Raw genomic sequence first — 13,106 nt, 5'->3', positions numbered from 1 at the left:
TCAAGTGAAGTTGCCGTTTTTTGTTGCGGCGTCAAGCGCCAAAAAGCCCTACGACATGTCAACTTCGCTACCACTTTAACAGAAACGAAAAAGTGGTGGACCACGATTCCGTCGAATCATGGTTCACCACTAATGTTAGTCAGTTTTTGTGCCGAACAATGACTACTGTTATCAAACAAATCTTAAAACTGTTTCAATAAGATTGTGAGGCCTTTCACAGTTGCTGCAAAGGCATTTCGCTTTTCCAATCTTAAATGTAAAACGCTTGCATTCCGCATTTTGTGATGATAGGCTTGATTTGTAGGAAATGTAACTAATACAGTTACACGAAAATAATGAAACAGTATAACGAAAAGAGGGACTGATTATGGCAAAGCATGCAGCGGTTGATTTTGAGCAGTTGTTAAGCGGCCAGGCAACAGATTTTCCTGAGATCCAGATTCTTAACGAAACTGGCGAGGTGGTTAATCCTGACTTGATGCCTGACTTAGAGGATGATCAGCTGGTGGCGTTGATGCGGCAAATGGTGTGGTCACGGGTCCTTGACCAGCGGGCCACGGCTTTGAACCGGCAAGGCCGCTTAGGCTTTTATGCGCCGACGGCTGGTGAAGAAGCCAGCCAGTTAGCCAGTGCGTTTGCAATGAAGAAAACGGATTGGCTGTTGGGTGGCTACCGTGATGTCCCGCAGCTGATTCAACATGGCCTCCCGCTCGCGAAGGCTTTCTTGTGGTCTCGGGGCCATGTCGTCGGCAATGAGTATCCGGCAGACCTACACGCGCTGCCACCGCAAATCATCATTGGTGCCCAGTATGTGCAAACGGCTGGTGTGGCTTTAGGCTTGAAGAAAAATGGCAGCGATGAAGTGGCTTGGACGTATACCGGTGACGGTGGGACCTCACAAGGGGATTTCTATGAAGGGGTCAACTTTGCTGGGGCCTTCAAAGCCCCTGCGATTTTCGTCGTGCAAAACAATGGCTTTGCGATTTCCGTACCGCGGGCCAAGCAAACCGCGGCCGAAACTCTGGCGCAAAAAGCGGTGGCCATGGGGATTCCAGGGATTCAAGTCGATGGCATGGATGCCTTGGCTGTCTATGAAGTGATGAAGGAAGCCCGGGCGTTCACGGCCGCGGGCAATGGTCCGGTGCTGATTGAAACGCTGACTTATCGCTACGGGCCGCACACCTTGTCTGGGGATGACCCGACGCGCTATCGCAGCAAGGAAACCGATGAACTCTGGCAAAAGCGCGATCCGCTGATTCGGATGCGCCAGTTCCTCACCGCTAAGGGACTTTGGGACAAGAACCAGGAAGATACGTTGATTGAGCAAACCAAAGCCGAAATCAAAGCAGCCATCAATGAGGCGGATCAGGCGCCGAAGCAAACCGTTTCCCGCTTCCTGAAGGATACCTATGAAGTCGCACCTCAAAATGTGAAGGCCCAGCTAGCAGCCTACGAAGCGAAGGAGGCGAAGTAATCATGACCCAAAAAACTATGATTCAAGCGATTACCGATGCCCTGGATATCGCGCTGAAAGATGATCCGAAAACCCTCGTCTTCGGCGAAGACGTCGGTAAGAACGGCGGGGTCTTCCGCGCGACAGATGGCTTGCAGGCTAAACATGGTGAAGACCGGGTGTTCGATACGCCGCTGGCTGAAAGCGGCATTGGCGGCTTGGCGATTGGCCTGGCCTTAACCGGCTGGCGGCCAATTCCTGAAATTCAATTTTATGGCTTTATTTTTGAAGTGATGGATAGTATCGGCGGCCAAATGTCGCGGATGCGGTATCGCATGGGCAACACCCGGCAAATGCCGATCACCATTCGCGCGCCGTTTGGTGGGGGCGTACACACGCCAGAAATGCACTCAGATAACTTTGAAGGTTTAGTTGCCCAATTCCCTGGCATGCGCGTGGTGGTACCAAGTAATCCGTATGATGCCAAAGGGTTGCTACTGGCCTCAATTCAAAGCAATGATCCCGTCCTGTTTCTTGAACACATGAAACTGTACCGTTCCTTCCGCGGCGAAGTGCCAGAAGGTAGTTACACCGTGCCGCTGGATCAAGCGGCCATCACCCGGGAAGGCACAGACATTACCGTGGTTACCTATGGCGCGATGGTGCGCGAAGCCATCAAGGCCGCCGATGAATTGGCCAAAGAAAATATCAGCGTGGAGATTGTCGACCTGCGTACGATTGCGCCCCTAGACACAGCCACAATAATCCACTCGGTTGAGAAAACCCATCATGCGGTGGTGGCCCAAGAAGCCCAGCGCATGGGCGGGGTTGCCAGCACGGTGATTGCCGAAATTTCGGAGCACGCCATTTTGAGCTTGGATGCCCCAATCGGGCGGGTCGCGGCGCCGGATACGCCGTTCCCATTTGGTGAAGCGGAATCCATTTGGCTCCCGAATGCGAAGGATATTGTGGCCCAAGTCAAAGCGACGTTGGCATTTTAAGAAAGGGACATCATCATGGCATACGAATTTAAATTACCTGATATTGGCGAAGGTATCGCGGAAGGTGAAATCGTCAAGTGGCACGTGCAACCTGGCGACACTGTCCAAGAAGACGATACCTTGGTCGAAATTCAAAACGACAAATCTGTTGAAGAAATCCCTTCCCCAGTGAGTGGGAAGATTTTGAAGGTTTTGGTGCCGGAAGGGGAAACTGCCACCGTTGGCGAAACGCTGGTGGAAATTGATGATGGCAGTGGGCCGGCAGCGGAAACCACTCCAGCGGCCCCTGCTTCAGTTGCGCCAGCCGCACCAACCCCGGCGAGTGGTGAAGGCCGCTATGAATTCAAACTACCAGATATCGGCGAAGGGATTGCCGAAGGGGAAATCGTCAAGTGGCACGTCAAAGTCGGCGATCACGTCGAAGAAGACGACACCTTACTTGAGGTCCAAAACGACAAATCAGTGGAAGAAATTCCTTCACCGGTGACCGGCACCGTCACCAACATTCTGGTGGCAGAAGGCGAGACCGCCACGGTAGGGCAAACTTTGATCGAATTGGATGCGCCTGGGCACAACACGTCAGTCGCCGCTGCTCCGGTTGCTACTCCGGCCGCCCCTGCCCCTGCGACCCAGGTCGCACCAGCGCCAGCAGCCCCAGCCGCGCCAGTGGCGGCGGTCGATCCGAATCGTGAAATTTTGGCCATGCCTTCCGTGCGGCAATATGCCCGCCAGCAGGGTGTTGACTTAAGTCAGGTGCCAGGCACTGGCAACCGGGGCCGAATTTTGAAGGCTGATATTGATGCCTTCAAGGCGGCCCAAGCCGCGCCGTTGGCTGCCGCTTCACCGCAGGCGGCCCAAGCCGCGCCGTTGGCTGCCGCTTCACCGCAGGCGGCCCCAGCCCCTGCTGCTAAGCCAGCCCCAGCCAAGCCAGTGGTGGCGTCATATGTGCCAGCCGCCGATGTTGCGGCGCTGGAAACCAGGGAAAAGATGACGCCAACCCGCAAAGCCATTGCTAAGGCGATGTTGGCCTCCAAGGCCCGGAGCCCGCATGTGACGAGCTTTGATGACGTTGAAGTCTCTAAGTTAATGACTCACCGCAAAGCTTACAAGCAGATTGCGGCAGATAAAGGCATCAAGTTGACCTTCCTGCCGTACATTGTCAAGGCTTTGGTCACGATTTTGCGCGACTTCCCAGCGCTGAATGCTTCGATTGATGACAGCACCGACGAAATTGTGTACAAGCATTACTTCAATGTTGGCATCGCTACGAACACTGAGCACGGTTTGTATGTACCGGTGATCAAGGATGCCGACCGCAAATCAGTCTTCCAAATTGCCAAGGAAATCAGTGAAAATGCCCAAAAGGCCTATGATCAGAAATTGCGCCCAAACGAAATGACCGGCGGCTCGATGACCATCTCGAACGTTGGCTCGATCGGTGGCGGCTGGTTCACGCCAGTCATCAATCAGCCGGAAGTCGCCATTTTGGGTGTCGGTAAGATTGCCAAAGAGCCATGGGTCAATCCGGAAGGCGAAATTGTGGTTGGCAACATGCTCAAGCTGTCTTTGAGCTATGACCACCGCCTGATTGATGGCGCCTTGGCGCAAAACGTTTTGAATGAACTGAAGACACTACTGGCAGATCCTGATCTGCTGCTGATGGAGGGATAACACATGGTCGTTGGAGATTTCGCAATTGATTTGGACACGGTGGTCATCGGTTCTGGCCCTGGCGGCTATGTGGCGGCGATTCGCGCGGCGCAAATGGGCCAGAAAGTGACAGTGATTGAAAATACCTTCATCGGCGGGGTGTGTCTGAATGTCGGCTGCATTCCCAGCAAGGCCTTGATCAATGCTGGTCACGCTTTTCAGGCGGCGCAAGGGGGGAGCGTCTTTGGCGTTCAAAGCCAAGGCGCAACCCTGGATTTTGCTAAAACCCAAGATTGGAAGCAACATCAGGTCGTGGAGAAACTCACTGGCGGCGTGGGGATGCTGTTCAAGAAGCATCACATTGAAGTCGTGTGGGGCACCGCCTTTTTGAAAGATGACCACAGCCTGCGCGTGATGCAAAAAGATTCGGCGCAGACTTACACTTTCAAAAACCTGATCATCGCGACTGGCTCGCGGCCGATTGAAATCAAAGGTTTCCAGTTCGGCCCCCATGTGCTTGATTCCACAGGCGGCTTGAATCTGCCGGCAGTACCGAAGGAGTTTGTGATTATTGGCGGCGGCTACGTGGGTTCGGAACTGGCCAGCGCCTACGCCAATCTGGGCGCCCATGTCACAATTTTGGAAGGCACGCCGTCAATTTTGCCGAACTTCGAAAAAGACATGGTGCAACTGGTCACAAAATCGTTCCAAAAACGCGGTGTGACTGTGATCACCTCAGCAATGGCCAAACAGGCGGAAGACACTGCCGATGGCGTCAAGGTCACCTACACCGTGGACGGTCAGGATCAAACCATTGCCGCAGATGCCGTGATGGTCACGGTGGGCCGGCGTCCGAATACCGACAACCTTGGTTTGGACATTGTGGGCATCAAAACCACTGAGCGGGGGCTAATTGAAGTCAACGCCCAAGGTCAAACTAACGTGCCTAACATTTATGCAATTGGTGATATTGTTGCCGGGGCCGCCTTGGCCCACAAGGCCAGTTACGAAGGTAAGGTGGCAGCTGAAGCCATCAGCGGCAAAAAGGTCGCAGTGGATTACCGGGCGATGCCGGCGGTGTGCTTCACGGATCCGGAACTGGCTACCACTGGGCAGACCTTGGCGGAAGCCAAAGCGGCCGGCATCAAGGCGAAGGCTTCTAAGTTCCCGTTTGCTGCCAATGGCCGGGCCATCAGTCTGGATCAAACCGATGGCTTTGTGCGGATGGTCACCAATGAGAACGGCACCTTGATTGGCGCCCAGGTGGCTGGCCCTGGCGCTTCAGATCTGATTTCCGAACTGACCTTAGCCGTGGAAACCGGGATGAATGCCGAAGATATTGCGCTCACCATTCACCCGCATCCAACCTTGGGTGAAGCCATCATGGACGATGCAGAATTGGCCTTGGGCATGCCGGTGAACATTTAATCTCGCTTCAGTAGGCGCGGCTTTGCCTTGGGCAGAGCCGCGTTTTTGTGGGCGCGGTAATTTGTGACCTAAATGTATTAATATTCTTCCTTAAAATTAGATAAAATTGACTTTATCTGGGAGGACATTTTATGAAAAAAGTTGTGGTATGTGGGCAAAGTGTTGCCACGGCCGAAATTGCCAGTCGATTAATTCAAAGTCGCTTGCCGCTAGCGGTGATGATCAGCGCTGCGCAGCCTGAAGCGCTAGATTTAGCGGCCTTGAGCGCGTTGAGTGCGGTGTGTGACAATCCGTTTAGCAAAGCCACGCCGAAGCAATTCGCGACGACTGACGTCTTGGTGCTGACGGATTACGCCGAGGCCGGGGACCTCACCGCCAATTTGGCGGGGATGCGCAAAGTAATCAACGAAGCGATGGCAGCGGGTTTTGCTGGCAAAGTGATTGTTGCGATGCAAGCCAGTGAGTTGGGGACTTACTTTGCGCAACGCTTTTCGGGGTTACCCAAAACTGCTGTGCTGGGGCTTGGCACCATGGCGCTGACGCAATGTTTCGAGCGTCAGATTGCCAGCGCTTTCGACGTGCCCGCCGATGCGGTCACGGCGTATGCGGTGGGGACGCAGCAGGATTTTGCCTTGCTTTGGAGCCGGGCATTTATCGGCGCGACGGCGGTGATGAGCTTATTGCAAGGTGAAGATGGGGCGGCTTTGATGACGCAGTGCACTGAGGCCTGCACCACCTTCGCCGCTAATGTTGATGCTACTGTCGCTGGCCGATTGGTGGAGCGCCTACTCGCCGCCTTGTTTGGGCGCGCCTTGATTGCACCGGTGGCGAGCCTGTATGATAATGAGGCTAAGCCGACAGCCTACGCGCGGCCGGTGCAAATTGATGCCCGCGGGGTGACGCCGGCTTTTGAGGTCAAAGGCTCTGAAGCTGAGAACACCCAGCTAGAGGCGTGCCTCACGCGTCTCGCTGCGCAAATCGCGGCAGTGGAAGCAGGAGAGAAAGCATGAAACCGAATTATGAATACCCGTTAGACTTAGACTGGTCGCAGGCTGATATGGTCAAAGTGACGACGTTTTATCAGCTCGTGGAAGATGCTTATGAAAAAGGGGTCAACCGGGCCAACTTACAAGCCGCTTATCAAGGTTTTAAGCAGGTGGTCCCGACCAAAGGCGAAGAGCGCCAGCTTGGCCGCGCTTTTGAGGCGGTATCCGGTTACTCGTTCTACCGAGTCGTCAAGCAGGCGCAAGCCACCACGGCTAATCGCTTTAAAATGAAGGAGTGACATTGTGGAAATCAAAGCCCTCGATGAAACCGTCAAAGGCTGGCTTCAAATTAGCCGCAAACAAATTCTGGCGGCGATGCAACAGCCACTGACCGTTGCCACCAAAAGCAATCGCAATGATTTAGTCACAAATGTCGACAAAGCTAACCAGGCCTTTCTGATTCAGCAAATTCACGCCGCTTTTCCCGAGGCCAGTATTGAAGGGGAGGAAGGCCAGGCGGCCAAGGCTGATCGGCTGGCTGGGCTGGTGTTCTTCGTCGATCCGATTGATGGCACGATGAACTTCGTCAAGCAGCAGGCCAACTTTGCGGTCATGATTGGCGTCTATCAAGACGGCCAGCCGCTATATGGCGCCATTATGGATGTGATGCGCAACGAGGTGATTTCCGGTGGGCCGGACCTCTCGCCGAACCTGAATGGTGAGCCATTGACACCGCCGCTGGATCGGCCGTTTGAAGCCAGCTTGGTGGGCATTAGCGGGCCGATGGCAATCAAAAACCGCCTGCATCTCGGCGAATTAGGCTTAGCCTCATCTGGGGTGCGGATGTCAGGCAGCGCAGGGATGGAGTTTAAAAGTATCGCCTTGGGGCGGCTAGGCGGGTATGTGTCCTGGCTCCAGCCTTGGGATGTGGCAGCGGGACTTGCCATCGGCCAAGGGTTCGGCTTAGTGGTCACCCGGGGCGATGGGCAGCCGCTTGATTTACTGGAAGCCGGGGTCGTGGTGGCAGGCATGCCTCAAGTCCACGCGGCCTTTATTGCCGGCATGAATGCGTAATCAGGAAACTCGGGCGGGGTTTCTTTTCAGAAAGTCTATCCACACCCCCGCCTTTGTGCTATAATTTCAAAACGAAGACTGCCTCGCATGAGGCATGTTTTTTTGAGCAAAAAAAGCGGTGTGCTTGCGGAAACGACGAAAGCCGCCGTCTGAGTCAGGACCCAAAATCTCCTGATGGCCTGGCGGTAAAGCCGCACAGGTCGTGCAGCCGATGAGGCGAGGCAGCAGTCAAGTCGTGCCCTTGAGAAGCAAGGCACGCTGAAAGGAAGTTTAGATACTTGAAGACACGTGACGATATTCGGAATATTGCGATCATTGCCCACGTCGACCATGGTAAGACCACCTTGGTTAACGAAATGTTGAAGCAATCCGATACCTTACCAGAACACACCCAAATTGGCGATCGGGCAATGGACACCAATGCCATCGAAAAAGAACGTGGGATCACGATTCTGTCCAAGAACACCGCCGTGAAGTATGGCGATACCACGATTAACATCGTGGATACCCCAGGGCACGCGGACTTTGGTGGTGAAGTGGAACGGATCATGAAGATGGTCGACGGCGTTTTGTTGGTCGTGGATGCGTTTGAAGGCACTATGCCCCAGACTCGCTTCGTTTTGAAGAAGGCGCTGGAACAACACTTGACCCCAATTGTGGTCATTAACAAAATCGATCGTCCCGGTGCTCGTCCGGCCGAAGTGGTGGATGAAGTGCTTGAACTCTTCATCGAACTTGGCGCTGACGAAGACCAGCTTGAATTCCCAATCGTTTACGCTTCCGCGTTGAACGGGACTTCCAGCTACTCCGATGATCCCGCAGACCAAAAGCACACCATGGTGCCTTTATTTGACACCATTTTGAAGACCATTCCGGCCCCGGTCGATAATTCTGACGAACCGCTGCAGTTCCAAGTGTCCATGTTGGACTACAACGACTACGTGGGCCGCATCGGGATTGGCCGCGTGTTCCGCGGCACGATTTCCGTCGGGGATAATGTTACCGTCATGAAGCTTGATGGTAGCAAGAAGAACTTCCGCGTCACCAAGATCTTTGGGTTCTTTGGGTTGAAGCGGGTCGAAGTTCAAACTGCTAAGGCCGGCGATTTGATTGCCGTGTCCGGGATGGAAGACATCTACGTGGGTGAAACCGTCGCCGCGGCTGATACCCCAGAGGCCTTACCAATTCTGCGGATCGATCCGCCGACCTTGCAGATGATGTTCATGCAAAACGACAGTCCGTTTGCCGGCCGCGAAGGCGACAAAGTGACCGCCCGCAAGCTGGAAGACCGGCTGAAGGCGCAGCTGCAAACCGACGTGTCCTTGCGCGTTGAAGACACGGACCGCGCCGGCGCCTGGATGGTTTCCGGGCGTGGTGAATTGCACTTGTCCATCTTGGTGGAAGAAATGCGCCGCGATGGCTTCGAGCTGCAACTCGGGCGGCCAGAAGTCATTTATCGCGAAATCGATGGCCAAATGATGGAACCTTACGAAGAAGTCCAAATCGACGTGCCAAGCCAATACACCGGCACGGTCATCGACGCGATGGCCCAACGTAAAGGTGAAATGCAAGACATGGCCGATGAAGGCAATGGCCAAACGCGGCTGGTCTTCCTGGCACCATCACGGGGCTTGATCGGGTACTCCACTGAGTTCCTGTCATCCACTGGCGGTTATGGGATCATGAACCACACCTTCGAAAAGTACATGCCAGTCGTTAAGAACTGGACGCCAGGCCGGACTAACGGGGCCTTGGTTTCCATCAACGCCGGCACGGCGACAACGTATTCCCTGCAAAGCATTGAGGAACGTGGGCAATTGTTCATCGATGCCGGGGTTGAAGTTTATGAAGGCATGATCGTCGGCATGAACAACCGCGAAACCGACATCGCGGTTAACGCGACGAAGGGGAAGAACTTGACCAACACCCGGGCGGCTGGTAAAGACCATGCTGCTGCCATCAAGACGCCAAAGGACATGAGCTTGGAAGAGTCCATTGAATTCTTGAATGACGACGAGCTGTGCGAAGTCACCCCAGAAAGTGTTCGCCTGCGCAAGAAGATTTTGAACACCGGCGAACGTCAAAAAGCAGATAAGCGCAAGAAGATTGCGGCTTCGAAGTAATGAAGCACAAGGCAGCCGCCAACCAGCACATGGTTGGCGGCTGTTTTTTATGGTCGGTTTTGGTTGGCTAAATCAAGGGAAAAAGGTTTCAGAACCAGCCGCAGACCGGTATACTTAAACCAGCAAAGCCGAATAGTAGAAACAATTCATGAGTGTGGTGCTTGGAGGTGGGAAGATGGCCAAGCCATCCCGAAAAGACAAACAGGTGATGTTTGCCGAGGAAACGCCAGGGAGTAAAAGCCTTGACGAGATTAACGGTAGTATCGCCGTACCCAAGGACGCCGGCTTTTGGCGGACGCTTTTTACTTACACTGGCCCTGGCATTTTAATCGCTGTGGGTTACATGGATCCAGGGAACTGGATCACCTCGATTGCCGGGGGCGCGCAGTTCAAATACACGCTGCTCACCGTGGTTTTGATTTCCAGTTTAACGGCCATGTTGCTACAGGCCATGGCGGCCCGGCTCGGGATTGTCACCGGCAAAGACCTCGCCCAACTGACCCGCGAACGCACGGGCAAAAAAACCGGCATTGTGCTTTGGATTATTACTGAACTCGCGATTATGGCCACGGATGTCGCGGAAATCATTGGTTCCGGGATTGCCTTGGAGCTTTTGTTCAAAATCCCGCTGATTGTCGGTATCCTGATTACCGCCGCTGACGTCCTGATCTTGCTGGTGCTGATGCGACTGGGCTTCCGGAAAATCGAAGCAATCGTGGCGGTGCTGGTGGCCGTGATTTTGCTGGTATTCTCCTATGAGGTGCTGCTCTCCAACCCAAGCGTCGGAGATATTCTCCGAGGCTATATCCCCAGTCCGACGATTTTAACCAACCGTTCCGAACTTTACTTGGCGCTGGGGATTGTCGGGGCCACGGTGATGCCCCATGATTTGTATCTGGGCTCTTCCATTTCCCAAACGCGCGCGGTGGATCGCAAGGATCGCGCCGCTGTCAAAAAGGCGATTCGCTTCACGACGATTGATTCCAACATTCAGCTGACCATTGCGTTTGTCGTCAACAGCTTGCTCTTGATTTTAGGGGCGGCGCTGTTCTTCGGCACGAATTCTGACTTAGGGCGCTTCGTGGATCTGTTCAACGCCTTGCAGGACCGGCAGGTGGTGGGGGCGATTGCCAGTCCGGTGCTGTCGATGCTGTTCGCCGTGGCGCTCCTGTCTTCGGGGCAAAGTTCCACTATTACTGGCACGTTAGCCGGCCAGATTATCATGGAAGGCTTCATTCGTTTGAAGATGCCGCTGTGGGCGCAGCGCCTGTTGACGCGATTGCTATCGGTGACGCCGGTGCTGATTTTTGCCATTATCTTCAAAGGCGATGAAGCCAAAATCGAAGGCTTATTGACCTTCTCACAGGTGTTCCTCAGCGTGGCTTTACCGTTCGCAGTGATTCCGCTGGTACTTTACACCTCGAACCGGGATTTGATGGGTGAATTCACCAACCGGGCGTGGGTCAAATACACCGCCTGGTTCATTACCATCGTGCTGATCATCTTGAATATCTGGCTGATTTTACAAACCTTTGGGCTGACCGCGTAATCAAACGAAGCTGCTGTGATGGCAGCTTTTTTGGTGGCTGCGAAGGCTTTTTGCTTGCGCCGGCGCTACGCAGTCTTTAAAGTGCAGGGCAAAGGGGGAGAGCAGATGTTAGATGTGAAGGATAGTTTGGCCAACTTAACTTGGACCACCACGCACCATTTGGCCCACATTCAAAACCGGCATCCGTTTATGCGCCGCTGGGCGGTGCAGTTTGAACTGGCGTACACCGACTTTCGCGTGATTCAAATCGCCTTGCAACTGGAGGGCCATCACCACGACTTGCTGGCTGATTTTGCACAAACTTATGAGGCCATTCACCGGTATGAATTTGCCTTTGCCGGCGAAGGATTAGAAGGGTTTGATCAACAATACGGTGATCAATTGCCGGATTACGCCGCCCAAGTCGATCACTTTGAAGACCTCGTGGCTCAAATTCGCGATCTGCAAGCATAAGAAAACGCCTCAGCCAGTGCAGCTGAGGCGTTTCGTTGTATCCATCAGGTTAGTTCAATTCATCCCAGGCTTCCAGCGCAATCGGTGTGGTTTGTGTGGCAGCCAAAATCTTTTCGCTGAGTAAATCCTTGCGAATGGCGACTTCATAAGCATATTTTTCAAACCAATCTTGGTCAGCGACGTAATAGCCATCGTTGCCGCGGTCTTTACCCCAAGAGTTCTCGACTTTCCAGCGAGTCGGCTGGCCGTTTTCGAGATTGACTCCGGTTAAGGTCATGGCGTGCGTGACGGCCGCTTCGCGAGTCGCAAAGCGATCGGCCAGGGGCATGGTGACGTCAAACCCAAATAAGGTGGAATAATCATACAAGCCGCCGGTTAAGGTGCCAGTGTCACGATCCACGTCTTGGCCGACATCATTGCCGAACCAAACCGCGGCGCCGGCTTGCAGCTGGCTGATGGCCATCGCTTGCAGGTCTTCGCGCGGGACGTTGACGAAAATAATCGGGCGCCCGCCGACCACAGTGTTTTGACTCGGCAAGGTGTAAGCTTGGTAGTATTGTTTCGTTGGCCGCGGATCAGCGACTAACAGCACAAACTGGTTTAAATCCCAGCCCACATACTTTTCATAGAAGGACTTGGGCGTCAGGCCGCGGTCTTCGTGGAAATTGTTCTTGTCATCACGGTAGCTAAAGTCGAAGGTCGCCGGCGGATTACCATAGGCATAAGCGACGACGCGATAGATTTCGGAGAGCTGCTCTTGTTTCATAGCGCGCAGAGCGTCATCGTCTTGACCAGCCTGGGCCGCTTTTTGAATGGCGGCAGCCGCTTGGCGCAGCTTCAAGTTCAACACCGAGTTGACTTCGCCTGTTTTGGAGCTGTTGTAGGTTTCAGGCATCACCGACTTCGGGACAATGCCGTACTTCTCGATCAGAGCGGGTGCGTTGTCGAACTGACCGCCATCGCCATCAGGCTGCTTGAGCAATTCCGCCAAGGTCCGGTCCTCAGTGGGGGAGGCAGCTTTCAGTTCAATGACGTGTTCCAAAAACAAGTTGGCCTTTTCAATGCGGTCATAGAAGGCCAGGAACGCTTGGGAGAATTCCAAGTCCTTCAAGCCGAGCTTCTCGCCGGCAAAATGGCGCATCGTGTTCAACTCAGAAAACAGCCAGCAGCGGCCGGACTGCTTTTGGTTCGTGACCGCACCGGTGCTTAATTCTAAGGAAAAAGCCGGTTTAATGGCCTTATCATTCAGTGGTCCACGGGCCGCTTGGTCTGGGCCCACGTTCTGCGTGGCTTTACTTAAGGCTTTACTGGCTGGATCTTTAGCCAGTGCCGCTTGATAGCGGTCGATCTGTTCAAATGAAATCGGTTGTGCCAATCCAATCACTCCTC

11 protein-coding genes are annotated in these 13,106 nt (G+C 54.0%); 10 read left to right on the top strand and 1 reads right to left on the bottom strand.

Annotated elements, in window-relative coordinates:
* Positions 1–367 precede the first annotated feature (367 nt).
* The 10 genes from pdhA (at position 368) to JUF11_RS05870 (ending at position 11,717) form a co-directional block, all read left to right on the top strand.
* Entirely contained in the window at positions 368–1,474 is a 1,107-nt protein-coding gene (pdhA, locus tag JUF11_RS05915; protein ID WP_204118774.1) for a pyruvate dehydrogenase (acetyl-transferring) E1 component subunit alpha, read from the top strand.
* 2 nt (positions 1,475–1,476) lie between these two features.
* Positions 1,477–2,454 (top strand): alpha-ketoacid dehydrogenase subunit beta, encoded by a 978-nt coding sequence (locus tag JUF11_RS05910; RefSeq protein ID WP_204118773.1) that lies wholly within the window; start codon positions 1,477–1,479, stop codon positions 2,452–2,454.
* Between the two features lie 15 nt (positions 2,455–2,469).
* Complete coding sequence (locus JUF11_RS05905) at positions 2,470–4,125, top strand: dihydrolipoyllysine-residue acetyltransferase (protein WP_204118772.1); 1,656 nt, start codon at positions 2,470–2,472, stop codon at positions 4,123–4,125.
* 3 nt (positions 4,126–4,128) lie between these two features.
* A complete protein-coding gene (gene lpdA / locus JUF11_RS05900; RefSeq protein WP_204118771.1) occupies positions 4,129–5,532 on the top strand; it encodes a dihydrolipoyl dehydrogenase in 1,404 nt (467 codons plus the stop codon).
* Positions 5,533–5,663: 131 nt separating this feature from the next.
* Positions 5,664–6,542 carry a Rossmann-fold NAD(P)-binding domain-containing protein gene (locus JUF11_RS05895; RefSeq protein ID WP_204118770.1) on the top strand — a complete coding sequence of 293 codons (879 nt, stop codon included), beginning with the start codon at positions 5,664–5,666 and terminating at the stop codon, positions 6,540–6,542.
* Positions 6,539–6,817 carry a UPF0223 family protein gene (locus JUF11_RS05890; RefSeq protein WP_125580987.1) on the top strand — a complete coding sequence of 93 codons (279 nt, stop codon included), beginning with the start codon at positions 6,539–6,541 and terminating at the stop codon, positions 6,815–6,817. Before JUF11_RS05895 ends, JUF11_RS05890 begins: the two co-directional genes overlap by 4 nt.
* A gap of 4 nt (positions 6,818–6,821) precedes the next feature.
* On the top strand, positions 6,822–7,592 hold the full coding sequence (locus JUF11_RS05885; protein ID WP_236000456.1) for an inositol monophosphatase family protein: 771 nt from the start codon (positions 6,822–6,824) through the stop codon (positions 7,590–7,592).
* Between the two features lie 278 nt (positions 7,593–7,870).
* Positions 7,871–9,715: a translational GTPase TypA gene (typA, locus tag JUF11_RS05880; protein WP_125580985.1), complete on the top strand. Its 1,845-nt coding sequence runs from the start codon at positions 7,871–7,873 to the stop codon at positions 9,713–9,715.
* 208 nt (positions 9,716–9,923) lie between these two features.
* Entirely contained in the window at positions 9,924–11,264 is a 1,341-nt protein-coding gene (locus JUF11_RS05875; protein WP_204118783.1) for an Nramp family divalent metal transporter, read from the top strand.
* Positions 11,265–11,369: 105 nt separating this feature from the next.
* Entirely contained in the window at positions 11,370–11,717 is a 348-nt protein-coding gene (locus tag JUF11_RS05870) for a hypothetical protein (protein ID WP_204118769.1), read from the top strand.
* Positions 11,718–11,766: 49 nt separating this feature from the next.
* Here the strand turns inward: JUF11_RS05870 and JUF11_RS05865 are convergent, their stop codons facing one another.
* On the bottom strand, positions 11,767–13,092 hold the full coding sequence (locus JUF11_RS05865; RefSeq protein ID WP_236000454.1) for a C1 family peptidase: 1,326 nt from the start codon (positions 13,090–13,092) through the stop codon (positions 11,767–11,769).
* Positions 13,093–13,106: the final 14 nt, after the last annotated feature.

Origin of the sequence: Lacticaseibacillus suilingensis (genome assembly GCF_016861845.1) — a bacterium.
Classification (GTDB): domain Bacteria; phylum Bacillota; class Bacilli; order Lactobacillales; family Lactobacillaceae; genus Lacticaseibacillus; species Lacticaseibacillus suilingensis.
Note: the sequence above shows the minus strand (reverse complement) of the source record. Positions and strands in the feature narration are given on the sequence as shown.

What these genes read in the sequence shown, in the direction of transcription:
- pdhA (WP_204118774.1), top strand. Translation starts at nt 368, where the DNA reads ATGGCAAAGCATGCAGCGGTTGATTTTGAGCAGTTGTTAAGCGGCCAG.
- JUF11_RS05910 (WP_204118773.1), top strand. Translation starts at nt 1,477, where the DNA reads ATGACCCAAAAAACTATGATTCAAGCGATTACCGATGCCCTGGATATC.
- JUF11_RS05905 (WP_204118772.1), top strand. Translation starts at nt 2,470, where the DNA reads ATGGCATACGAATTTAAATTACCTGATATTGGCGAAGGTATCGCGGAA.
- lpdA (WP_204118771.1), top strand. Translation starts at nt 4,129, where the DNA reads ATGGTCGTTGGAGATTTCGCAATTGATTTGGACACGGTGGTCATCGGT.
- JUF11_RS05895 (WP_204118770.1), top strand. Translation starts at nt 5,664, where the DNA reads ATGAAAAAAGTTGTGGTATGTGGGCAAAGTGTTGCCACGGCCGAAATT.
- JUF11_RS05890 (WP_125580987.1), top strand. Translation starts at nt 6,539, where the DNA reads ATGAAACCGAATTATGAATACCCGTTAGACTTAGACTGGTCGCAGGCT.
- JUF11_RS05875 (WP_204118783.1), top strand. Translation starts at nt 9,924, where the DNA reads ATGTTTGCCGAGGAAACGCCAGGGAGTAAAAGCCTTGACGAGATTAAC.
- JUF11_RS05870 (WP_204118769.1), top strand. Translation starts at nt 11,370, where the DNA reads ATGTTAGATGTGAAGGATAGTTTGGCCAACTTAACTTGGACCACCACG.